Below are 23,307 nucleotides of genomic sequence, written 5' to 3' on the forward strand. Positions count from 1 at the left end.
CGCGACTCCTTAATGGCTCGGCCCGAGAAAGGCCAGCCAGCGGCGCTCCGCCAGACGAAACAGCCCGACCAGCGCGAAGGTCACGGTCAGGTAGATCAGCGCGGCGATGCCGAATGATTGAAAGGTCATGTAGGTGGCCGAGTTGGCGTCCCGCGCTACCTTGAGAATGTCCGGCACCGTCGCAGTAAAAGCCACGGTGGTCGAGTGCAGCATCAGGATCACTTCGTTGCTGTAGTAGGGCAGCGAGCGGCGCAGGGCCGACGGCATGATCACGTAGGCATAGAGTTTCCAGCCGCTCAGGCCGTACGCCTTGGCCGCTTCGACTTCCCCATGGGCCATGCTGCGGATCGCGCCGGCGAAAATTTCCGTGGTGTACGCGCAAGTGTTAAGCGCGAAGGCGAGGATCGTGCAGTTCATCGCATCGCGAAAGAACGCATCCAGCACCGGCTGCGCACGCACGGCGGCGATGCTGTAGATGCCGGTGTAGCAAATCAGCAGTTGGATATACAGCGGCGTGCCACGAAACAGGTAGGTGTAGAACTGCACCGGCCAGCGTATGGAGCGTTTGCGCGAGACGCGGGCGATGGACAGTGGGATCGAGACCAGAAAGCCGATCACCAGCGCCGCGCTGAGCAGCCACATGGTCATCGCCAGCCCGGTGATGTGCTGGCCGTCGCTATAAAGGAACGGCCGCCAGTATTGCTGGATAAGTTCGATCATCGCACGGCCTCCCGGGACCCAGCGGAGTAGCGGCGCTCAAGCCAGCGCAGGACGACGTTGGATGCACTGGTGATCAGCAGGTAGATCAGCGCAGCGATGACCAGAAAATAGAACAGCTGATAAGTACTCTTGCCAGCATCCTGCGCGGCCTTGACCAAGTCCGCCAGGCCGATGATCGACACCAGCGCGGTGGCCTTGAGCATCACCATCCAGTTGTTGCCGATGCCCGGCAAGGCAAAGCGCATCATCTGCGGGAAGGTCACGAAGCGAAACCGCTGACCGCGCGTGAGCCCGTAGGCGGTCGCCGCTTCCAGTTGGCCACGGGGCACGGCGAGGATCGCGCCGCGAAAGGTCTCGGTGAAATAGGCGCCATAGATGAAGCCCAGGGTGATGACCCCGGCGCTGAATGGGTCGATTTCGATGTAGTCCCATTCCATAAAGTCGGTAAAGCCGGTCAGCCAGATTTGCAGGCTGTAAAAAATCAGCAGCATCAGCACCAGGTCGGGCACACCGCGAATCAAGGTGGTGTAGAGCTGGGCAGGGATGCGTATCAGGCTGACGCTGGACAGTTTGGCGCTGGCGCCGAGCAGGCCCAGCAGGACGCTGACGGCCAGGGAGGCGACCGACAGTTTCACGGTCATCCACGTACCTTGCAGCAACAGCGGGCCGAACCCCTTCAAGCTGAAGGCACCCAGCCCCAGGGTTTGCAAAAGATCTTCAAACATGAATTCAGGACCTAATGGCGATAAAAAAGCGCCCACCGCAAACCGGTGGGCGCCGGGGTGTTATTTACCGCTGTAGAGGTTCAGGTCGCCGAAGTGTTTCTTCTGGATGGTGGCGTAGGTGCCATCATCGTGTAACGCTTTGATACCTTTATCGAGCAGAGCCTTGAGGTCTTTGTTACCTTTTTTGATACCGACCGCAGTTTTCGATGGCAGCAGTGGGTCGTCGATGGCCTTGCTGACTTCGTAGTCAGCGCCGGCCGGCGACTTCAAAAAGCCCAGTTCGGCCTGCAGCATGTCCTGCACGGAAGCGTCCAGGCGGCCCGAAGTCAGGTCGGCGTAAACCTGGTCCTGGTTGGCGTAGGCCTTGGTGGTCACACCGGCCTTGTCCAGCACGGCCTTTGCGTAGGCTTCCTGGATGGTGCCTTGCTCGTAGCCCACGGATTTACCCTTGAGGGACTCAGGCGTGGAGAAGTTCGCGCCCTTTTTGAACACCAGGGACGTCGGGCCGGAGAACAGCTCGCTGGAGAAATCGATCGCCTTTTCACGGGCTTCAGTCACGGTCATCGAGGAAATCACGCCGTCGAACTTGTTGGCGTTCAGGCCTGGAATCATGCCGTCGAAGTCGCTTTCAACCCACTTGCACTTCACTTTCAGCTCGGCGCAGATCGCATTGCCCAGGTCGATATCGAAGCCTACCAGGCTGCCGTCGGCGGCCTTGGACTCGAATGGCGCGTAGGAAGGATCGACACCAAAACGCAACTCCTTGTATTCCTTGGCCAGCGCGGTACCAGCAGCCATGCACAGAGCCAGTGCAGAAAGGGTCAGCAATGCTTTTTTCATTATGTAATCCCTAAAAACCAAGATAAGCGCTTGTGGCGCGATTAGGACTGTTACTGAGCGGTGTCAGACGGATCACAAGTAGCAATTTCTGCACCATAGTTCCGAATGATTGTTTTAAAAGGTGGGATAAGGGAGATGTGAGTGTAGGAGATGCCCGAAAATGGGCATGGAAAAATCAGTGCACCATTCTGAAACAAATGGAAATCAAAATGTGGGAGGGGGATTTATGTCAGGTCAACAAATCCTGCAAGGTCCCGAGGTTGTCGGCTTCTTCCACTGCCTTATCCTGCCGCCACCGCAACATCCTGGGAAACCGCACCGCAATCCCGCTCTTGTGGCGTTTGGACAAGGCAATCCCCTCAAACCCCAGCTCAAACACCATGCTTGGCGTCACGCTGCTGACCGGGCCGAATTTCTCCACCGTGGTCTTGCGCACAATGGCGTCGACCTTGCGCATTTCTTCGTCCGTCAGCCCTGAATACGCCTTGGCGAATGGCACCAGCGTGCGCTCAGTGCCGGGTGGGCCGTCCCACACCGCAAAGGTGTAATCGCTGTACAAACTGGCGCGTCGGCCATGGCCGCGCTGGGCGTAGATCAATACGGCGTCGACACTGAATGGGTCGACCTTCCATTTCCACCACACGCCCATGTCCTTGGTGCGGCCCACGCCGTACAGGCCATCGCGGGCTTTTAGCATCATGCCTTCCACGCCGAGGCGGCGAGAGTCTTCGCGTTGCTCAGCCAGGTCCTTCCAGCTCGCGCCCGTCAGCAAGGGCGATGGCAACAGCACGGGCTGGTTGCACTGCGCAATCACTTGCTCAAGCTGGGCGCGGCGCTCGGCCTGGGTGTGGTTGCGCCAGTCGTCGCCCTGATATTCCAGCAAGTCGTAGGCGAGGACAGTCACCGGCGCATCCTCCAGGACTTTTTTGCTCAGGGTTTTACGGCCAATGCGCTGTTGCAGCAGGGCGAAGGGTTGCACCGCGTCCTTCCACACCACAATTTCGCCATCGATCACCGTGCCATCCGGCAGGCCGCTGACCAGGCTGTGTAGTTCGGGGAAGCGCTCGGTGACCAACTCCTCACCGCGCGACCAAACCCACAGGCGACCTTCGCGCTTGACCAGTTGCGCGCGAATGCCATCCCACTTCCATTCCACCTGCCAGTCGGCGGTTGCGCCGAGCAAGGCGTCGAATTGCTCCACCGGTTGCGCCAGCCCATGGGCCAGAAAAAATGGATACGGCTGCCCGCCGCGTTGCGCATGCTCGTCAGACGATTCGGCGGCGATAAGCTTGAGGTAGCCTTCGGCCGTAGGCCGGTTGGACAGGTCGGTGTAGCCCACCAGGCGCTGGGCCACACGTTTGCTGTCCAGGTCGGCCATGGCGGCGAGGGCGCGGGTGACCAGCAGTTTGGACACGCCGACGCGAAAACTGCCGGTGATCAATTTGATGCACACCATCAGGCTCGGTTGATCGAGCTGTGCCCATAACGCGGGCAGGCGCTCGGCCAATTCCAGCGGCGGCAAGCCACGCAGCGGCAGCAACTTGTCTTCCAGCCACACCGCCAATCCGTCCTCCGAGGTATAGGAGGATTCGGGCAACAACAGCGAAATGGTCTCGGCCAGATCGCCCACCGACTGGTAACTCTCTTCGAATAACCACGGCTCGATACCCGACGCTGCGGTGGCCATGTCGCGCAATAAGCGGGTCGGCACCAATTGCCGAGGTCGGCCGCCGGACAGGAAATACACGGCCCAGGCCGCATCTTCGGGTGGCGCCTGGCGGAAGTAGGCTTGCAGTGCGGCCAGCTTGGCATTGCTGGAGGTGGTGGCGTCGAGGTTGGCGTACAGCTCGGCGAAGGCTTTCATGCCGTGGCCTCTTCTTCGTCATCGCCGTATTCGGTGGTGAAACCCTGAGCATCCAGGCCCTTTTCGCGCAGATGACGCACCAAAACGCCGACAGAACCGTGGGTGACCATCACCCGTTCGGCGCCGGTCTGTTCGATGGCCCACAGCAATCCGGGCCAATCGGCGTGGTCCGAGAGCACAAAGCCTCGGTCCACACCGCGCCGCCGTCGCGTGCCACGCAGGCGCATCCAGCCGCTGGCGAAAGCGTCGCTGTAGTCGCCGAAGCGCTTGATCCAACTGCTGCCACCGGCAGACGGCGGAGCGATGATCAGTGCCTGGCGCAGCAATGGGTCGGTCTTTTTGAAGTCACCGGCATACAGGGTTTCAGGGATATAAATGCCGGCCTCGCGGTACACACGGTTCAGCGGTTCCACCGCGCCATGGCTGAGGATCGGGCCGATGCTGGCGTCGATGCCATGCAGGATGCGCTGGGCTTTGCCAAAGGAATAACAGAACAACACGCTGGCCTTGCCGACCGCGATATTGGCCTGCCACCAGTCATTGATGCCGGCAAAAATCTGCGCCTGGGGCTGCCAGCGGTAAATCGGCAGGCCGAAGGTGGATTCGGTGATGAAGGTGTGGCAACGCACCGGCTCAAAGGGCGCACAGGTGCCGTCGGGTTCGACTTTATAGTCGCCGGAGGCGACCCAGACTTCGCCCTGGTATTCCAGGCGCACCTGAGCGGAGCCGAGCACGTGCCCGGCGGGGTGGAAACTCAGGGTGACGCCGTGGTGAATGAGCTTTTCGCCGTAGGCCAGGGTTTGCAGGTTGATGTCCTGGCCCAGTCGCGAGCGCAGGATACCTTCGCCTGGAGCGGCGGCCAGGTAATGCTGGTTGCCGGTGCGGGCGTGGTCGCCATGGGCGTGGGTGATGACGGCGCGGTCCACCGGGCGCCAGGGGTCGATGTAGAAATCTCCCGCAGCACAATAGAGGCCTTCGGGGCGGGCGATGACAAGGTCCATGGGCGTGCCGGGGGCGATGGGCTTATCAGGTATGAGGGGAATGAGACTGGAGAAGTTCTATCTAAATTCAGGCGATCAAATGTGGGAGCTGGCTTGCCTGCGATGGCGGTGCATCAGCCACTTGATCAGTGACTGACACGGCCTCATCGCAGGCAAGCCAGCTCCCACATTTTGATGGCGTGACGCGGAGCGTCACAGGATGCATTCCCACGCAGAGCGTGGGAACGATCACCGGGTTACTTGCCGGGTGTGAGGGTCAAGCGGGTTTTCCCATACGCCTTGTCAAAGTTCTGCGGCTGCATCGGGAAGCTCAGGTATTGCGCCTTGAGCGACGCATCGATGCCGTTCGCATAATTGGGGCTCGCCGGGTTGCCGGATTGGCCGATGCCACCTTGACCCATCATCGGTTCGATTTGGCTGAAGTCGACGATCATGCGCAGCGCCGGCACTTGGGTGGTGACAAAATCCTGCCCCCAGCTGTAGGGCGCCGGGTTCAGGGTGTTGTGGTCGCCGCCACTGGCAAACGGGCCGCGGATCACCTGGCCATTGGTGTCTTTCCAGGTGGTGGTGTGCAGTTTGCCCCACTGCCAGGCCTTGTGATCGCCACCCAATTGGCTGTCGCCAGCGGTGATGGCGGCGGCAAGGCTGCGGGCGAGGATCGCCGGTTTGTCTTCTTTTTGCGCGGTGCGTACGTCGTCCCAGAAGGGGCTGTCTTCACGGCCCAGCAGGTGGTCGGCGTTGGCGGAATAGGACAGGTTGGCGTTGCTGACAAAGGCTTTCCAGCTGGCGCTGGTTTCCGGGCCGAGTTCGTCGAGGAAGATCTGCCTGGTGCTTTCCTGCAGGAACAGCTCATAGATCGCCGCATCGGCGGAGGTCGGTGCCAGGCGACCGTCAAAGGCCATCAAGCGATTGAGCGCTTCGCGGGCCTTCACGGCGTCGGCTGCCGGCAGCGCATCGATTGCCTGTCTCAGCGGCTGGGCCATGCCCGGCGCCTGGAACATGGTCTTGAGCTTGGCGGCAAACGTAGTGGACTGGTCGTACTGCATGGCGATCATGCTGCGGCTGTCATGCTTGCCGGCGTTGGCCAGTTGCGCCAGGCGCTCGCTGCGCTCCGGGGCGTCCCAGGAGTTGGACAACTGCATGCCATAACCGCGTGGCGCGGTGCGCTGGTTGGCCGTGCCGATCCAGCCTTGGGCCGGGTCTTGATCGTAAGGGTGCAGCATCGCGTCGGCGTAGCCGTCCCAGTCAAAGCGCGCGTCCCAGCCCGGCGAGGGCAGCAGGCCCTGGCCTTCGCGGCGGTTGGGGAAGCGGCCGGTGACTTGCCAGCCAATGCTGCTCGCGTCGGCAAACATCATGTTGAGGGCGATGGCGCGGATTTCCCGGGTCGCGTCCGAGGCCTTGCCGGCGCTTTGGGCGCGGGACAGGTCGAAGAATGCGTCCAGGCTCTTGTCGTCCTTGAGGTCGGCGGTTTGCAGGGCCAGGCCGAACCCGGTGGTGAGTGCCTGGCTGCTGTTGAGCAGGGCGCCGTGGCGGGTTTCGTACACCACTTCGCGAATCGGCCGCTGGCCCTTGGCGAAGTAGGTTTCGTTGCGCACGACGGCCGGTAGCCATTTGCCGTTGTTCTCGTAGTACAACGCGCTGCCTTGGCGTTTGACCTTCTCTAGGAACAGGTCCTGGGTGTCGCCTTTGACCGCGCTCATGCTCCACGCCACTTTGCCGTTGAAGCCGGACAGCAGGGTCGGCAAACCGGCAATCGAGACGCCGACCGCCTGGTATTTCGGGGCGCGGATCTGCACGTAGTTCCACGGCGATGGCGCTTGTGGCTGGGCTGCCAGGTCGCTGGCCAGCAGGCTTTTGCCACTGCGGCTGCGTTGCGGGCCGATCGCCCAATTGTTGGAGGTGGTGACGGCCAGTGCGTTAAGGCTGTTCAACTGCTGGCCGACGCTTTCAAGCCCGGCAAGGCCGGTGACCTGGCTGAGGTTCACGCCCTTGAGTTTGTCGGCTTCGTCCATCGGGATTGGCTCGTCCGGCGCACTCGGCGTCAGCCAGGCGAGCTTGTCGGCGCCGACTTTCTGCGCCAGTACCAGCGACGAGAGTTCTTCCTGCAGGTTGCTCGACTCGCTGAAGTTCAGCAGGCAGAACAACAGTGCCGAATCTTCCGGCTTCCAGTACTCGGGCTTGTAGCCGGTCTGGGCCAGGTCCGGCGGCAGCTTGTCGCGGTAGCGGAACAGATAGGCATTGACGCCGCGGGCATACACTTCAAAGAAGCGCTTGAGGCGCGGCGACGAAGCGTTATACAGCTCGCCGGCGCTTTTTTTCAGGTTGACCGCGCGCATGAAACGGTCGACATCCAGCACCTGCGGCCCGGACATCTCCGCCAGGCGGCCTTGAGCCAGCAGGCGCAAAGTGACCATCTGCGTGATGCGGTCGCTGGCGTGTACATAACCGAGGCTGAACAGCGCGTCATGGAAGGTGTTGCTTTCGATCAACGGCATGCCCTGGGCATTGCGGCGCACCGACACATTCTGTGCCAGGCCCTTGATCGGTTGCACACCGGCCACCGGCGGCAGGGTGTCCTGGGTGCTCTGGAGCTGGCAACCGGCCAGGCTTAAAGCACTGGCCACTGCCGCGGCAACGCCGAACCGGGGGATAAAATGTGAGAGGGCTGGCGAGGCCATGGCAAAGCTCCTGCGGGGGTAGCGTCATTAAAGGCGCTACGTTAGTGAGCGCGGCGAAACGACGCAAGCAGGATCGTTCCCACGCTCTGCGTGGGAATGCATTTTGTGACGCTCGGCGTCACGCTTTTTGGGGGGGACGCGGAGCGTCCGGGGCGGCATTCCCACGCGGAGCGTGGGAACGATCCTCGGCTAATCAGGACTTTGGCGGATTCACTTTCTGCACCAGCTCGTAGGCCCGAACCGTCGCCGGCCGTTCCTTGATGCGGTTGAACCAGCGCTGCACGTGGGGGAAATCCTCCAGACGCTGGCTCTGCCACTTGTGGGAAACAATCCACGGGTAGATCGCCATGTCGGCGATACTGTAGTTCTCACCCGCCACGAACGCGCGGTCGGCCAACCGGCGGTCCAGCACGCCATACAGACGGGCGGTTTCATCCACATAACGTTTAATGGCGTAGGGAATTTTCTCCGGTGCGAACTGGCTGAAATGATGATTCTGACCCGCCATCGGCCCCAGCCCGCCCATTTGCCAGAACAGCCATTGCAGCGCTTCCTGGCGGCCGCGCAGGTCCTTGGGGATGAATTGGCCGGTTTTTTCCGCGAGGTACAGCAAGATCGCGCCGGATTCGAACAGTGAAATCGGCGCGCCGCCGTCGGTCGGGCTGTGATCGACGATGGCCGGGATGCGGTTGTTGGGAGCGATCTTCAGGAAGTCCGGCTTGAACTGCTCGCCCTGGCCGATGTTGATCGGGTGCACCGTGTAGGGCAGGCCGGCTTCTTCCAGGAACAGCGAGACTTTGTGACCGTTGGGGGTGGTCCAGTAGTACAGGTCGATCATGAAGCTCTCCAAATGAGCGAATGCCTGTCTCTATAGGTGATGATTGCAGGGCAATAATTCAATCAAACATTTACGTCTAACCTTAGAAGCCCATCACACCGCCCCATCGACCAACACCTGTAATGACTGCTGCGAGCAGCGCTCAATGCGCACCTGTACGCCATAGACCTGCGCAAACAATGCCGGGTCGAGCACCTCCTCCGCCACGCCGCTGGCGTATAACCGGCCCTGGCGCAGCACGGCGATATGGTCGGCGAAGCGTGCAGCCAGGTTGATGTCGTGCAGCACCACCACGGCGATCAAGTTGTGTTCGCGCACCAGCGCGCGCACGCAGTCCATGACTTTTAATTGGTAATTGAGGTCGAGCGCGCTGGTGGGTTCGTCGAGCAACATCACTTGCGGGCGCCGCGCAATCAGCTGCGCGAGGCTGACCAATTGGCGCTGGCCGCCAGACAAGGTGCTTAACAGTTGATCGGCCAAATGCGCGATGCCGATACGCTGCAACGCTTCGAAGGCTTCGCGCAGACAGGCCTCGCTGGACAATGGAATGCCGTCCACATTGGCCACCCTTAGCGCGGCGATCACGCTTTCCATCACGCTGAGGCTCAGGCCTGGCGGCAGGTTTTGCGGCATGTACGTCACGCGTCGCGCTCGCTCGGCCACCGACATGGCCGACAGGTCGAGGTCACCCAGCCTGACCACGCCTTGCATCTTTTCCAGCCCGGCAATGGCCCGCAGCAGCGTGGATTTACCCGCGCCATTAGGGCCGATCAAGGCGGTGAGGCTGCCGTGGGGCAGGGTCGGCAAGCTCAGCTCATGCACAATCTGTCGGCGCCCGTAGCTGACATTGGCGTTGTGTACCGATAACCCCGCACTCATAACTGCCTCCCGCGCTTGAACACCAACACCACAAAAATCGGTACGCCCACCAGGGCGGTGACAATGCCCACCGGCACAATCACGCCGGGCATGATCAGTTTGCTGGCAATCGACGACAGCGCCAGCAGCAACGCGCCGGTCAACGCACTGGCGGGCAGCAGAAAACGCTGGTCTTCACCCACCAGAATCCGCGCAATATGCGGCCCCACCAGGCCGATAAAACCGATGGTGCCTACAAACGCCACGGCGGTGGCTGACAGCAGGCTGATACGCAGCAACGAGAAAAATCGCAGGCGCTTCACGTCCACGCCAAAGCTTTGTGCGCGGTCTTCGCCCATGCGCAGCAGGGTCAGGCGCGGCGCGGCGGCGAAGGAAAACGGCAGCACCACGGCGACAACAAAGGCGAGGATGCCGAGCTTGTCCCAGTTGGCGCGGGTCACGCTGCCCAAGGTCCAGAACACCAACTGTTGCAACACGTCTTCGGTGGCCACCAGTTGCAGCAAGGCCACCACGGCGTTGCAACTGAACACCAGCGCGATGCCGAACAACACCAAACTTTCCACCCCCGCACCGCGCAGGCGTGACATGGCTTGCAGCAAAAACACCGAGGCGGCGGCAAAGATAAACGCCGAGATGGAAATCGCGGTGTTGGCCGACACCCACAGCGTGGTCACCGGAAACACGATGACCAACGACGCGCCCAAGGCCGCCGCCGACGACACGCCCAACGTAAACGGGCTGGCCAGCGGGTTATTGAGGATCGCCTGCATCTCGGCCCCGGCCAGCGACAGCGCGCAACCCACCAGCACCGCCATCAGCGCGTAGGGCAGGCGCACGTTCCAGATGATCACCTGGTCGGTGGCGCTCAGGTGCGACGGATGCAGGACGCCGTCAAGCAACGCCGGCAGGCCCATGCCCGACGGGCCGCTGGCCAGGTCCACCAGAATGGCGCAGACCAGCGCGATGCCGAGCAGCGCCAGCAGCCAGGCACGCCGGGCCAGCAAGCGGCGATAGCCGTGAGTGGCGCTGGCAAGGTCGAGGGTTTGAGTGGTCATGGGGCTCACGCAATGTTGAAAACAACGAAAATCCACATTTGGGAGCTGACTGCATTCCTGCAGGGCGATTGGGGTTACTGGGTGTTGGCGTCAATCCAATAAGCACCCTGCAATGGCATGCCCAGGAACTGCTGGTTGATCTGTTGCATAGTCACCTGCGGGTCGAGTTTGGCGAACAGCTCCGGGTGCACCCATTTGGCCAATGCTTCAATCGCCAGCAAGTTGTATGGCGAGTTGTAGAAGTCATGCCACAGGCCGTGGGCATTGCCCGCGCGGATGGCACGCAGGTTGGCGAACTCCGGCCGCGCCAGCACACGATCGAACGCCTCGCGGGCTTCATCGGTGCTCACGCCAGCGCCGAGAATCAGCCCCGGTGTGTGATTGCCGGTGGCCACGTACACATCCGGGTCGGCTTTAAGTGCGTATTCAACGCTGATGTCCCCCAGCGCACCCGGCACCACGTCGGCGGCGATATTGCGCCCGCCGACCAGCTTGATCACTTCACCCATGCCGCTTTTGCCGGTGGTGTGCCCCGGCGCCTGCCAGGCACCGGCCAGCAATTCGAGGAACACACTCGGGCGCGGGCCGGCAGGCAAGGTGGCAACGGCGTCGGTGATGGCCTTGATGTGCTGGTCATAGAACCTCAGGAACGCCTTGGCCTGGGCTTCACGGCCCAAGGCCTGGCCCAGCGCGTTCATGCTGGTGTGAGTGCCCTGCACCGGGTTGATGCGAAAGTCGACGAACAACACCGGGATGCCGGCTTTGGCCAGCACGTCCGCCACCGCGCTGTGCTCGGTCGGGCCGTGGCCCGAAATGCTGAACACCGCCAGATCCGGTTTCAGCGAGAGAATTTCCTCGGCACTGACACTCTGCTCGGACGCTTGCCCGATCAACGGGATGTTTTTGACCGAAGGAAACTTCGCCACATAGGCGTTGTAAGTGTGCTGGTCCAGCAGCTTCAAATCATTCTGCCAGCCGACGATGCGCTGGAACGGTGCGTCCTTGTCGAGCAAGGCAAACGCCGAAATCAAGCGGCCTTCGCCCAGTACCACACGTTTGACGTCGTCTTTGACGTCGACCTTGCGGCCCAGCACGTCGGTGACTTCGTGGGCGGCGGCCGTTTCGGCGTGGCCGAGGACCAGCGCGGCGCACAGCACGCCGAGCTTGAGCACGTTACGAGGTTTGAACATGGAAAGGACTCCGGGTGAGGGGCAATCAGAACTCATAATCGACACTGGCGGTGAGCGTGCGACCGGCACCTGGGATGCCGTAGAGCTGGAAGCCGTCAAGGGACGCGCCGACCTGGCTGTAATAGAACTTGTTAAACACGTTGTTGAGGTTGAGGTTGACCCTGGTGTCCTTGTTCACCTTGTATTGCGCCGCCAGGTTGCTCAGCCAGTAACCCGGGGCTTTTTCGTGGTCGCGGGTGTAGATCGCATACACACCGGACGGGCCATTGGCGTAGCTGCTGTTGTTGTTCAAACCGCCGACATAGTTGTTGTCGCTGTAGCGGCGACGACCCACGTACTGCTCGCCGTAGCTGAGGCTCAGGGCGTCGGTGACGGCGTAGGTGGTCCACAGGTTGGCGGTCAGGTCGGGGACGTTCTTGGCTTCGGCACCCTTGTTGATGCCTTTGGTCTGCGTGCTTTTGAGCGCCGAAAAACCGGTGTAGGCGGTCCAGCGCGGGGTGATGTTGCCTTGCAGGCCGAGTTCGATGCCGTCCACACGCTTGGCGGGCAGGGCGCGCACCGGCGCGGATTCGCCGTCCTGGTATTCCCAGGCGTTGTCCAGTTCGGTGCGGAAGATCGCCGCCGTGACATTGAGCCTGTCGTGGGCAATGTCCCACTTGGTGCCGATCTCGTAGGTTTTCGACTTGGCCGGGCTGTAGTTGCGGGTGGTGGACGCGCCGTAGATCTGGTTGTTGGTGGACGCGCCCAGCGCCGACGGTTGCGCCGCCTCGCTGTAGGACACGTAGACGCTGCCGTTCGGCAATGGCTTGTACACCGCGCCGACGCGACCGCTCACCGCACCGTCGGTGCTGCTGATGTCGGCCTGGCCGCGCTGGCGGGTTTGCGCGCGCCAGTTGTCGTAGCGCAGCGAGCCGAGCACTTGCCATTGCTCGTTGAGGGTGACGGTGTCGCCCGCGTAGAGACCGGCGTTATCGATCACCGAGCGCGGGTCGCCTTCGCCCTTGGTTACGTAGGTGCTGGCGAAGCTGTGGCTGGGCTCGTTCATGTTGAAGAACAGGTCGCCGGCCGGCACTTCGGCGTTGCGTTTCAGGCCGCCATACGTCTCGTGATAGAACTCCAGGCCGCTGACCACGGCGTGCTGCAGGCTGCCGGTGTTGAACGTGAAGCTGAAGTCGGTCTGGTTATCCAGGATGGTGTAGCGCTTGGACAAGCCGAAGTCGCCGCCCCGCAGGATGCCGTAGCCGGTGTTGCTGTTGTTTACGTAGTCGGTGTAGGCATTCACCGTGCTGCCGGGCACTTGGCTGATTGGGCCTGTGCCGGTGTAGCCCAAGGTCGCACAGCGGGCGCCGGTGCAGGTTTTTTTACCGCTGGCATCGGCGGCGAAGAAGCGTGCCGGGGACAGCACGGCGAAGTTGTCGCTGCGTTCCCAGCGGGTCTGGTTGCGCAGGTGGGCCTCGTTCCAGTCAAAGTCATGCTCGAAGCGGGCGGTCAGCGAGGTGGTTTCGTTCTCCTGCGTATACAGGCTGGAGTCGCCGTACCAGTTGGAGCGTTTGACGCCGGGCATGCGGTGGCCGTCGGTGCCGCGCTGGATCGGCACGCCGCCGTCAGGGGTGTTGGTGTCTTTCTGGTAGAAGGTGTCGACGAAGAAACGCGTGTCGGTGCCCAGGCCGAAGCCGAACGAGGTGGCGACGCCCCAGCGGTCATAGTCCACGTCGTCGCGGTCGGCCACTTGGTTGTAGTGCTTCATCAGGTTGATGCGCACGGCGGTGGTGTCGTTCAGCTGTTTATTGAGGTCGGCGGTGAGGCGACGGTAGCTGTCGGTGCCGATCCCGGCCGACACCTTGTTGGCATCACCCAGGTGCGCTTCTTTGCTCACCAGGTTGACGCTGCCGCCCACGGCGGAAACGCCCGACTCAATCGAGCCGGTGCCCTTGAACACTTCGGCCTGTTGCAGGTTGAAAGTGTCGGTGCGCGTGGACATGCCCGCATCGCGCACGCCGTCGACGGTCAGGCTTTGCTCGGAGGAAAACCCGCGAATCGAAAACAGATCGCCCCAGCCCAGGTTGCCTTCGCCGGACATGAAGGTGATGCCCGGCACGTTGCGCAACACTTCCTGCAGGGTCTGCGCGTTCTGCTCCTTGAGCACCTGCTGCGGCACGATAGTCACGCTTTGCGGGGCGTCGAGCAGCGGCTGGCTGATTTTGGCCGAGGTCACACGGTCGACTTTGAAGGTGGAGCTGGCTTCCTGGCCGTCGACCGTGATCTGCGGCAGGCTCACCACCGAATCATTCGGCGCGGCGGCCGGCGCATCGGCCCAGGCGGTCGGCGCAACACTGCCGGCAGCGAGGAAACCGAACATCGGTGCCAGGGTGGTGTGCAGCGTGTGACGTTGGGGCGTGGGCAGTGACATAGGTGATGATCCGAGTCTAAATTACAATTACTCTCATTCAGGTTCGGTAGTCTAAAGAGCGATTCCGCCTGCCATGCCCTGGCTTTGTATCGCTGATGCGTGATTATGGTTCCCCACAACATTCCATTACATTTGCGTGTATCGCTGGATGAACGTTCGGCTATCTCCTGCGTTTTGCGTTTTCGGATTGACTGCCCATGGCCAAGCTTGACCACCTGCTGATCGTTGATGATGACCCGCAAATCCGTCAGTTGCTCTGCGACTACTTGAGCGACGCGGGTTTTCAGGTGTCCACCGCCGCCGACGGCAAGGAAATGCGCCGCCGCCTGGCGCTGAATGTGATCGACCTGATCGTGCTCGACGTGATGCTGCCCGGCGAAGACGGCCTGAGCCTGTGCCGCGAACTGCGCGTGAGTTCCAACACGCCGGTGGTGATGCTTACCGCCAAAGGCTCGTTGATCGACCGCATCGTCGGCCTGGAAATCGGCGCCGACGACTACCTGCCCAAACCGTTCGACCCGCGTGAGCTGCTGGTGCGGATCAAAGTGGTGTTGCGCCGGGTGCAGAGCTTTCCGGACCGCGCGCGGCTGGACGAGGCGCCGAGCATCCGGTTTGCCGGCTGGCAGCTCGACACACGGGCGCGGCAATTGCTCACGCCCGAGGGCGTAGTGGTGAGCCTGGGCAACTCCGACTACCGCGTGCTGCGCCTGTTGTTGCAGCACCCCAACCGCCCGTTGAGTCGCGACTTTTTGCTCAACCATGTGTTCGACAAGGACAGCACGCCGTTCGACCGCTCCATCGACGTGTGCGTCAGCCGCCTGCGCTCGCAGCTGCCGGCGGGGCTGATCAAAACCGTGCGCAACGAGGGTTACATGCTCACCGCCGATGATGTGGTGCTGGAGCCGTGAGACTGCTGCCGCGTTCGCTGTTCGGGCGGCTGGTGCTGATTCTGGTCAGCGGCATGCTCGCGGCCCAGGCGTTGACCAGCAGCATCTGGTACGACCGTCGGCATGGCCAGGTGCTGGAAATTCCTGCACGGCTGATCGCCACGCGCCTGGCAGACGTGGTGCGCCTGGTACACAGCGACCCGCAGCAGGCCGACCAGTTGATCAAGTTGCTCAACACGCCGCACTTTCAGCTGACATTGAGCGATCAGGCCAGTCACACGCCCAGCACGTTGACCGACAGCGACCGGCCCACCGAGCGGCTGATCAAGCAGGTGCTGTGGGAGAAAACCGGTTATGCCCAGACCCTGATGTTATTGCGCCTGTCTCTGGTCGATGGCGAAGGGCAAAGCGCCGGGCTCTCGACTTTGCTCAGCTCCAGGCCGGTAGTCGGGCAGTTCCTGATCGACCTGCGCCTGCCCGATGGGCGCTGGTTGCAGGTGGACGCCAGCGAAGAGCAGGGCTGGACCAGCACGTCGCCGCTGGACTTGCTGTTCGACTACGTGATGCGCATCTATTTGCTGCGCGTGCTGGTGCTGGTGATCATCGCGCTGGTGGCGGTGCGCCTGGCCATTCGCCCGCTCAACGCCTTGGCCAGGGCCGCCGAAGCCCTGGGCCGGGATATCCAGCGCCCGCCGTTAGCGCTGGACGGCCCCACCGAAGTGCGCCGCGCGGCCCAGGCGTTTAATGCGATGCAGCAACGGCTGATTGCCAATATTGCCGAGCGCACGCGCTTTCTGGCGGCGATTTCCCACGACCTGCGCTCGCCGATCACACGCCTGCGCCTGCGCACCGAGATGCTCGAAGACACGCGCACCAAGGAGCGTTTTCGCAGCGACCTGGAAGAAATGGAACACATGGTCTCCAGCACTCTGGATTTTGTCAGCAGCGGCGAAATCAACGAGACGCGGCAGAACATCGACATCAACGCCTTGCTGCAAAGCCTGCAGGCCGACCTGCAAGACGTGGGCGAAAGCGTGACCGTTGTGGGGCGCGCCAGGCAACCGTTGCCGGGGTACGCGCGCAGCCTCAAGCGCTGTGTGCAGAACCTGCTGGAAAACGCGGTGCGTTATGGCCGAGACGTGGTGGTGCGGGTGGAGGATCAGGCGGACAGTTTGAAAATCGTCATCAGTGACCGTGGCCCGGGGATTCCCCAGGAACAACTGGAGCAGGTGATGGAGCCGTTTTACCGGGTCGAAGGCTCACGCAACGCCGACACGGGCGGGTATGGGTTGGGCCTGAGCATTGCGCACACCATTGCGCGGGCGCATGAGGGGCGATTGAGTTTGAGTAATCGGGAAGGCGGCGGGCTGGAGGTGGTGTTGCAGTTCCAACGCAAATCCTGAGCTGCAATACGATCCAATGTGGGAGCTGGCTTGCCTGCGATGGCGGTGGGTCAGATGACACAGGTTTATCTGTCAGACCGCTATCGCAGGCAAGCCGGCTCCCACACTGACTGCATTCAGGGCATCAGGCCCCGTGGCACTTCTTGAATTTCTTCTCACTGCCGCACGGGCAAGGATCGTTGCGACCCACGTCCTTCAACGCGTTGCGCACCGGCTCCTGGTGAGCGTGGCCGCAGTTCGGGCCGTGGACATGGCCATGGTCGTGATCATGGCCGTGATCATGGCCGTGATCATGGTGATCGTGATCGTGGTTGCAGTCAGGACCATGGACATGGGGTTGCTGAGTCATCGATGTCGCTCCGGAATAAAGTCGCCGGGGATTATCTCGCCATTGTGGGCGACCTGCACGTCATTACCGATGAATAATCCGGTTTTCAGCTCGCCTTCCAGGCGATAGGGCACGGGTTTGGTCGGGTTTTTGAGCATTTGCACCACATCGCGTATCTGCGGCCAGAGGTTGGTGCGCACCTTCACCCGAAAAAACCCATGGCCGTGCGGCGGTATGGTCAGCCATTCATTGGACTCGCCTTCGGTGAGCACAAAACCGCCCAGCCTGACCTTATAGATCAGGCCGCGCACCGTGAGGTCGGCGTCGTCGCGGTTATCCACGCGAAACCACAGTTTGAATTTCTGCTCCAGCAGCTTGGCCCGCACCACCTCGACTTTCACCAGGGCGACGTGGGGCGTAGGTGTATCGTCTTCGAACCACGACGCGCAGCCGCTGAGACTCAGGGTTAACGCCAGCATCAAGCTGTACATCCGAAGCATGGCGTTTTCCCTGTGAGGTAATTAGAGGTAGCTGGAACAGCACTTCTTGAATTTTTGGCCGCTGCCGCACAAACATACATCATTGCGCCCGGCCTTCACCTCAACCGTCGGGTCGATGAAGTACCAGCGCCCGTCATTCTGTACGAAAGAAGACTGCTCACGGTGGCTGTGTTCGCCGGTGCTGTCATGCCAGCGTGCGGTAAAGGTCACGAATGCATGTTCCGGCTGGCCGCCGAACACTTCCGAACTTTCCACCTCCAGGCCCAGCCAGGTGCTCTGCGCGCTCCACGCGCTGATCGCGTTGCGGTCCAGGCCGGCTTGCTGCGCGGGCAAGGTGGTGGCCACGAGGTAGTCCACCAGGCCCAGCACGTAGGCGCTGTAGCGCGAGCGCATCAGCGCGGTGGCGCAGGGCGCGGGGTGGCCGGCGTGATAGTGGCCGCAGCAGGCATCCAGCAGGTTGCCGCTGCCGCAGGGGCAAATGGATGTACTCATCGGGTTACCACCAATACTTTCCAAAATTTTCCGGGTTGGCCCAGAAACGGGCGTTGAGCCAGTCGGGCACCTGTTTATAGTCAAGCAGATCATAGGTAAACAGCGTCAGCACCTGCTCATCACGCTGGAAACGCTCGCCGGCTTGCAGTGCGAGGGAGAAGAAATCGGTTTCCTTCCAGTCGCAGGCGTTCAGGTCTGCCAGCACCGCAATGCGGCTGCTATTAAGGTTGCGAATGCCGCCGAGCAGGGTCAGGCCTTGCGGTTTTGACAGGTGCTCCAGGCAGTCGACCACCAGCGCCAGGTCAAAACGCTGCGCCGCCAGTTCCGGCGGTAACGGCCCGGGCGGGGCGACGGCGACCACGGTGTCAGGATGCTCGGCTTGAAACGCCTCCAGCGCCGGGAACTGGCTGGCGCCCAACAGCAACAGGCGTTTGGGCCGGTGCAAATCGAGCAAAGCCGCCAGGGCTTGCTGGGGTGTACGGGAAGAAATACCAGCGGTCATCACAGATCCTCACATCAGAACCCTAGAGACTAGCGCGGCTGAGCGTGCGGGCCTAGAGCGGGCGGCGGTGAAAAGTCCTGCAAGTGCGGCGATCCTCAATGAAACCGGGGGTGTGGCGTACTGGCGCAGATGAAAAGAGCGGTCTTTACTCCACCTGTCGGCCCCCGCCGATACCCTCAGGAGAAATCACATGAGCATCATGCGGACAGCTCTACCCTTGGTTCTGCTAACCGGAGTATTGACAGGTTGCGCAGGGTTGCAAAAAACCGATTGGCCCACCTGTGCTGCAGTCGGTGGTGTGACGGGCGCTGCCATTGGCGCGACTGAAAGTTCAGCCTACGCAGGCGCAGGCGCGTTGCTGATCGGCGGCATGGCCGGCGCCTATTGCTGGGTGCATGGTGATGGCGACGAAGATGGTGACGGTGTGCCGGACAGCCGCGACAAGTGCCCTGGCACGCCAAAAGGCGTGCAGGTCGATGCCAACGGTTGCCCACCCGCACCGCCGGCCGCAGTGGTTGAGGAAGTGGTGGTGGTCAAGGAAGAAACCATCGTGATTCGTGATGTGCACTTCCAGTTCGACTCCGCCAAGCTGACGGCCGCGGACAAAACCAAGCTCGACACCGTCGCCACCCGCCTGAAACAAGAAGCCCCAGGCGCGCAGTTGCGGGTCAGTGGCCATACCGATAGCGTCGGTAAGGATGCCTACAACCAGAAGCTCTCGGAAAAACGCGCCCACTCGGTGACGGATTACCTGGTCAGCTCCGGTGTGCCTCGCAGCAACTTTGTCTCGGTGACCGGTGCCGGCGAAAGCCACCCGGTGGCCGACAACAAAACCGCTGAAGGGCGTGCGTTGAACCGTCGTGTGGAAATCCAGATCAACCGCTGACAGCCCTTGCCCCTGCGGGCGCCGCAGGGGCATTGCCGGCGAGCCCTGGCAAGTTTTTTCATCCTTCACTGGCATATCGCCTGCAGAAGTCGGTACTGTGCGCCCAAAGAATAATAGGCAGGGGCATGCGGGATGAAGGTGTTTTGGGGGCTGGGGAAGTTTCTGACGTTGCTGTTCTGGGTGGTGGTGCTGGTCAACCTGTTCCGGCCGCTGACCAATCCGTTTCACCTGTTGGTCAGCCTGGCCGGCAGTCTGTTGTTGCTTACCCACCTGCTCGAATTGCTGTTGTTCAACAGCAGCGTGAAACACCGTGCCCACCCTTGGCGTGACCGCTTGCAGATTCTGCTGGTGGGGATGTTCCATGTGCGGGGCCTGTCGGCGCCTGCAACGGTTAATGAAACGAACAAGGAGGCCAATCATGCATAAGGTTTTTCTGTTGGCCCTGTTGGTCAGCCCCATTGCTCTGGCGCAGAGCGTCAGTGTTGAAACCAACTCGTTGATGCGTCTGCCCAGCAGCACCAGCGTGTTGCAATTGGAGCGCCTGGATGTGGCGGACTACGGCACGTTGCTGGTGCCGGCGACCATCAGCCAAGTGACCGTGGATGAGCTGCACCTGGGCCGTGAGGCGCGCATCACCATCGCCCCCGGCAATACCGCGCTGCAATTGCAGGTGCGTAATGCGCAGCTGGAGCATGGCAGCCAGATCACGTCGCGCGGGGCTCCCGGTACCCACGAAAGGCCGGCCAAGGCCGGACGTGACCTGGTGCTGCGCATTAACGCGCTGACCGCCGATGAACTCTCGGTGGACGCCCGTGGCGGCGCCGGTGCCCAAGGTTATGCCGGCCTGGATGGCGCCAACGGCGTTGACCCGGGTTGCACCTGGGGTTCCGCCGGGCGTGGTGCCAATGGCGATAATGGCGGCGACGGTCTGCCGGGCGCGTCGGGGGCGACTGTGCGGGTCGAGCTGCCGCAGAGCTTCCCGGCTGAGCAGATCAAGGTCTGGGTCGACGGCGGGCCGGGTGGCTTGGCCGGTACGGCGGGCAAGCCGGGCAAAGGCGGGCAGTCCAAAGGTTGCCTGGTGTACCGCGCCGATGGCGGCGATAAAGGCCGGCCAGGGTTGGAAGGCCAGCCGGGGCCGGCTGGGCCTGCGGGTGCTGTGACCATTCAGCGGCTCTAATCCTGGCTTTTGTGGCGAGCAGGCTTGCCCTGCGTTGGGCTGCGCAGCAGCCCTAAAACCAGACGCCGCAATTTGTCGGAAAAAACGCAGTGACATTATTGGGGCTGCTGCGCAGCCCAACGCGGGGCAAGCCCGCTCGCCACAGTAAGCCCGCTCGTCACAGGCGCGGGGGTCAGAACATCGGCCGCGCCGAAGCAATCGCCACCACCACCAACCCCACAATCAAATTGATCCCCACCAGTTTGCGGATCTGCCCCAGCGCGGCCGCACCCGTCGGCCAATCCTCAGCCGCCACCGCTGTGCGCAGTTCCGGGAACTTCAGTGCCTGGATGCGGATAAACAGCGCCGTCATCACCAGGTACAAACCCATCATCACCTGTACATAGCGCGGCGCGGTCTCAAAACCACTGAACCGCAGTTGCAACAGGCCGATGCCGCTGATCGGCAAAATCAGCACCGCGACCCAGACCCACACAAAAAAACGTTGAAACACATTTGCCCACAGCTTGAGCCGGGCGGGGCCCTCAAGTGCCGCCATGGCGGCGGGGCGCAGGATCATCCAGGCGAAAAACATACCGCCGACCCAAACCAGGGCGGCCAGTACATGCAGGGTGTAAGCGAGGCTAAACGCGGTCATTGTGGTACTCCGTTCTGCGCGGGATTAATTAGCGGGGTATGATAGCGGCCGATCCGAACCACTGAAAATTTATCCAGCGTTTTTTGCGCCCGACTATCCATGATCAGCACTGAACTCAAAACCACGATCCAGGGCGCCTATTCGCGTTTTCTCGAAGCCAAGCGCTTGAAACCGCGCTACGGCCAACGCCTGATGATCGCCGAAGTGGCCAAGGTCCTCGGAGATATCGACACCGACGACGAAGGGCGGCGCAGTGGCGACCCTGCGATCGTAGCCGTCGAAGCCGGCACCGGTACGGGTAAAACCGTGGCCTACAGCCTGGCCGCGATCCCGACCGCCAAGGCCGCCGGCAAGCGCCTGGTGATCGCCACCGCCACCGTCGCCCTGCAGGAACAGATTGTCTACAAAGACCTGCCCGACCTGATGCGCAACAGCGGCCTGAACTTCACCTTCGCCCTGGCCAAGGGGCGTGGGCGCTACATGTGCCTGTCCAAGCTCGACGTATTGTTGCAGGAAGGCCACGCACAAACCGCCACTGCCTCCTTGTTCGAAGAAGAAGGCTTCAAGGTCGAAGTGGATGAAGTCAGCCAGAAGCTGTTTACCAGCATGATCGAGAAGCTGGCCGGCAATAAATGGGACGGCGACCGCGACAGCTGGCCCACTGCCCTGGAAGATGCGGACTGGGCACGCCTGACCACCGACCACAGCCAGTGCACCAACCGCCATTGCCCCAACTTCGGCCAGTGCGCCTTTTACAAGGCCCGCGAAGGCATGGGCAAGGTCGACGTGATCGTCACCAACCACGACATGGTACTGGCCGACCTGGCCCTGGGCGGCGGCGCGGTATTGCCCGACCCACGCGACACCCTCTACGTATTCGACGAAGGCCACCACCTGCCGGACAAGGCCATCGGCCACTTCGCCCACTACACGCGGCTGCGTTCCACGGCCGACTGGCTGGAAACCACCGCCAAGAACCTCACCAAACTGCTGGCCCAGCACCCGCTGCCCGGCGATTTGGGCAAATTGATCGAGCAAGTGCCGGAGCTGGCGCGGGAGATCAAGACTCAGCAGCAATTCATGTTCAGCGCCTGCGAGCAAGTCGCCGACTTCAAGCCCGGTGAAGACGTGGAGGGCCGTGAGCGGCCACGCCACCGCTTTGTCGGCGGGTTGATCCCCGAGCATATGCGCGAAATGGGCATTGAGCTGAAGAAGGGCTTTTCACGCCTCACCGACCTGTTCACACGCCTCACCGACTTGCTCAAGGAAGGCATGGACGGCGAGGTCAATATCGGCATCGCCAGCAACCAGGCCGAGGAATGGTACCCACTGTTCGGCAGCCTGTTGTCGCGCTCCCAGGGCAACTGGGAGTTGTGGACCGCCTTCACCGTCGAAGACCCGGAAGACAACCCGCCGATGGCGCGTTGGCTCACCCTCTCCGAAAGCGGTGCGCTGTTTGATATCGAAGTCAATGCCAGTCCCATCCTCGCCGCCGAAATGCTGCGCCGTAACCTGTGGAACGTGGCTTATGGCTGCCTGGTGACCTCGGCCACGCTGACGGCCCTGGGCACTTTCGACCGCTTCCGCATGCGCGCCGGGCTGCCGAAAAAAGCGGTGACGGCCGTGGTGCCGAGCCCGTTCCATCACGCCGATGCCGGCGTGCTGCGCGTGCCGGACCTCAAGGCCGACCCACGGGATGCGGCCGCGCACACGGCGGCGATTATTCGCGACTTGCCGGCGCTGGTCGAAGGTTCACGCGGCACGCTGGTGCTGTTTTCGTCGCGTAAACAGATGCAGGACGTGTTCGACGGCCTAGACCGCGACTGGCGCAAACAAGTGTTTATCCAGGGCAACCTGTCCAAGCAGGAAACCCTCAACAAACACAAGGCGCGGGTTGATGGCGGCGATTCCAGTGTGCTGTTCGGCCTCGCCAGTTTTGCCGAAGGCGTGGACTTGCCCGGCGCCTATTGCGAGCACGTGGTGATTGCCAAGATTCCGTTCTCGGTACCGGATGACCCGGTCGAGGCAGCCTTGGCCGAGTGGATCGAGGCGCGGGGCGGTAACCCGTTCATGGAAATCTCGGTGCCGGATGCGTCCTTGAAGCTGGTCCAGGCCTGCGGTCGCTTGCTGCGTACCGAGGAAGACCGCGGCACCATCACCTTGCTCGACCGCCGTTTGGTCACGCAGCGCTATGGCAAAGCTATCCTTAATGCCTTGCCGCCCTTCAGGCGCGAAATTTCTTAAGCCGCTGTGGGCGAAGTCGCCCACTTCGTGGTCTATCTCACTGCCAACGCT

22 protein-coding genes are annotated in these 23,307 nt (G+C 62.0%); 6 read left to right on the top strand and 16 right to left on the bottom strand.

Features of this window, described 5'->3' with window-relative positions; genetic code table 11:
- Window positions 1-9: 9 nt before the first annotated feature.
- The 11 genes from BLV67_RS03770 to BLV67_RS03825 form a co-directional block, all read right to left on the bottom strand.
- Window positions 10-720, bottom strand: a complete 711-nt coding sequence (locus tag BLV67_RS03770; protein ID WP_017137171.1) for an ABC transporter permease — start codon at window positions 718-720, stop codon at window positions 10-12.
- Window positions 717-1,445 carry an ABC transporter permease gene (locus BLV67_RS03775; RefSeq protein WP_017137172.1) on the bottom strand — a complete coding sequence of 243 codons (729 nt, stop codon included), beginning with the start codon at window positions 1,443-1,445 and terminating at the stop codon, window positions 717-719. Before BLV67_RS03775 ends, BLV67_RS03770 begins: the two co-directional genes overlap by 4 nt.
- A gap of 60 nt (window positions 1,446-1,505) precedes the next feature.
- Window positions 1,506-2,285, bottom strand: a complete 780-nt coding sequence (locus BLV67_RS03780; RefSeq protein WP_017137173.1) for a transporter substrate-binding domain-containing protein — start codon at window positions 2,283-2,285, stop codon at window positions 1,506-1,508.
- A gap of 229 nt (window positions 2,286-2,514) precedes the next feature.
- The gene (locus BLV67_RS03785) at window positions 2,515-4,149 is read right to left on the bottom strand and encodes an ATP-dependent DNA ligase (RefSeq protein ID WP_069786249.1); all 1,635 of its coding nucleotides are present in this window, start codon (window positions 4,147-4,149) and stop codon (window positions 2,515-2,517) included.
- Complete coding sequence (locus tag BLV67_RS03790; protein ID WP_065928994.1) at window positions 4,146-5,150, bottom strand: ligase-associated DNA damage response exonuclease; 1,005 nt, start codon at window positions 5,148-5,150, stop codon at window positions 4,146-4,148. The genes BLV67_RS03785 and BLV67_RS03790 overlap by 4 nt, the downstream gene beginning before the upstream one ends.
- A gap of 236 nt (window positions 5,151-5,386) precedes the next feature.
- Complete coding sequence (locus BLV67_RS03795) at window positions 5,387-7,828, bottom strand: penicillin acylase family protein (protein WP_069786250.1); 2,442 nt, start codon at window positions 7,826-7,828, stop codon at window positions 5,387-5,389.
- Between the two features lie 193 nt (window positions 7,829-8,021).
- A complete protein-coding gene (locus BLV67_RS03805) occupies window positions 8,022-8,666 on the bottom strand; it encodes a glutathione binding-like protein (RefSeq protein WP_069786251.1) in 645 nt (214 codons plus the stop codon).
- 93 nt (window positions 8,667-8,759) lie between these two features.
- A complete protein-coding gene (locus BLV67_RS03810; protein ID WP_069786252.1) occupies window positions 8,760-9,545 on the bottom strand; it encodes an ABC transporter ATP-binding protein in 786 nt (261 codons plus the stop codon).
- Entirely contained in the window at window positions 9,542-10,600 is a 1,059-nt protein-coding gene (locus BLV67_RS03815) for a FecCD family ABC transporter permease (RefSeq protein WP_069786253.1), read from the bottom strand. Before BLV67_RS03815 ends, BLV67_RS03810 begins: the two co-directional genes overlap by 4 nt.
- Window positions 10,601-10,674: 74 nt before the next feature.
- Window positions 10,675-11,790 carry an ABC transporter substrate-binding protein gene (locus tag BLV67_RS03820; protein ID WP_069786254.1) on the bottom strand — a complete coding sequence of 372 codons (1,116 nt, stop codon included), beginning with the start codon at window positions 11,788-11,790 and terminating at the stop codon, window positions 10,675-10,677.
- Window positions 11,791-11,815: 25 nt separating this feature from the next.
- Window positions 11,816-14,200, bottom strand: a complete 2,385-nt coding sequence (locus BLV67_RS03825) for a TonB-dependent receptor (protein WP_069786255.1) — start codon at window positions 14,198-14,200, stop codon at window positions 11,816-11,818.
- A 197-nt stretch (window positions 14,201-14,397) separates the two neighbouring features.
- Between BLV67_RS03825 and BLV67_RS03830 the strand changes: the two genes are divergently transcribed.
- Complete coding sequence (locus tag BLV67_RS03830; RefSeq protein WP_069786256.1) at window positions 14,398-15,108, top strand: response regulator; 711 nt, start codon at window positions 14,398-14,400, stop codon at window positions 15,106-15,108.
- Window positions 15,105-16,490, top strand: coding sequence for an ATP-binding protein (locus BLV67_RS03835; RefSeq protein WP_069786257.1), 1,386 nt, complete (start codon window positions 15,105-15,107; stop codon window positions 16,488-16,490). Before BLV67_RS03830 ends, BLV67_RS03835 begins: the two co-directional genes overlap by 4 nt.
- 124 nt (window positions 16,491-16,614) lie before the next feature.
- On the opposite strand, the gene BLV67_RS03840 is transcribed toward BLV67_RS03835, so the two are convergent.
- Genes BLV67_RS03840 through BLV67_RS03855 form a run of 4 tightly spaced genes read right to left on the bottom strand, consistent with a single transcriptional unit; the run spans window position 16,615 to window position 18,312 of the window.
- The gene (locus BLV67_RS03840) at window positions 16,615-16,839 is read right to left on the bottom strand and encodes an SEC-C metal-binding domain-containing protein (RefSeq protein ID WP_074854407.1); all 225 of its coding nucleotides are present in this window, start codon (window positions 16,837-16,839) and stop codon (window positions 16,615-16,617) included.
- Entirely contained in the window at window positions 16,836-17,318 is a 483-nt protein-coding gene (locus tag BLV67_RS03845) for an LEA/WHy family protein (RefSeq protein ID WP_065929003.1), read from the bottom strand. Before BLV67_RS03845 ends, BLV67_RS03840 begins: the two co-directional genes overlap by 4 nt.
- A gap of 21 nt (window positions 17,319-17,339) precedes the next feature.
- On the bottom strand, window positions 17,340-17,810 hold the full coding sequence (locus BLV67_RS03850; protein ID WP_056857503.1) for a YchJ family protein: 471 nt from the start codon (window positions 17,808-17,810) through the stop codon (window positions 17,340-17,342).
- Window positions 17,811-17,814: 4 nt separating this feature from the next.
- Window positions 17,815-18,312 carry a DUF6231 family protein gene (locus BLV67_RS03855; RefSeq protein WP_065929004.1) on the bottom strand — a complete coding sequence of 166 codons (498 nt, stop codon included), beginning with the start codon at window positions 18,310-18,312 and terminating at the stop codon, window positions 17,815-17,817.
- Window positions 18,313-18,502: 190 nt separating this feature from the next.
- Here BLV67_RS03855 and BLV67_RS03860 point away from each other — a divergent pair, with 190 nt between their 5' ends.
- The 3 genes from BLV67_RS03860 (at window position 18,503) to BLV67_RS03870 (ending at window position 20,375) form a co-directional block, all read left to right on the top strand.
- Window positions 18,503-19,198, top strand: a complete 696-nt coding sequence (locus BLV67_RS03860; RefSeq protein WP_065929005.1) for a PA1041 family peptidoglycan-binding anchor lipoprotein — start codon at window positions 18,503-18,505, stop codon at window positions 19,196-19,198.
- Between the two features lie 132 nt (window positions 19,199-19,330).
- Window positions 19,331-19,624, top strand: a complete 294-nt coding sequence (locus tag BLV67_RS03865) for a DUF1145 domain-containing protein (protein ID WP_065929006.1) — start codon at window positions 19,331-19,333, stop codon at window positions 19,622-19,624.
- On the top strand, window positions 19,617-20,375 hold the full coding sequence (locus BLV67_RS03870) for a hypothetical protein (protein ID WP_056857500.1): 759 nt from the start codon (window positions 19,617-19,619) through the stop codon (window positions 20,373-20,375). Before BLV67_RS03865 ends, BLV67_RS03870 begins: the two co-directional genes overlap by 8 nt.
- A 172-nt stretch (window positions 20,376-20,547) precedes the next feature.
- Here BLV67_RS03870 and BLV67_RS03875 read toward each other — a convergent pair whose 3' ends face one another.
- Window positions 20,548-21,012 carry a CopD family protein gene (locus BLV67_RS03875; protein ID WP_065929007.1) on the bottom strand — a complete coding sequence of 155 codons (465 nt, stop codon included), beginning with the start codon at window positions 21,010-21,012 and terminating at the stop codon, window positions 20,548-20,550.
- Between the two features lie 99 nt (window positions 21,013-21,111).
- Here BLV67_RS03875 and dinG point away from each other — a divergent pair, with 99 nt between their 5' ends.
- Window positions 21,112-23,256 (top strand): ATP-dependent DNA helicase DinG, encoded by a 2,145-nt coding sequence (dinG, locus tag BLV67_RS03880; RefSeq protein ID WP_069786258.1) that lies wholly within the window; start codon window positions 21,112-21,114, stop codon window positions 23,254-23,256.
- Window positions 23,257-23,307 lie beyond the last annotated feature (51 nt).

It is taken from the genome of Pseudomonas salomonii (assembly GCF_900107155.1).
GTDB lineage: Bacteria > Pseudomonadota > Gammaproteobacteria > Pseudomonadales > Pseudomonadaceae > Aquipseudomonas > Aquipseudomonas salomonii.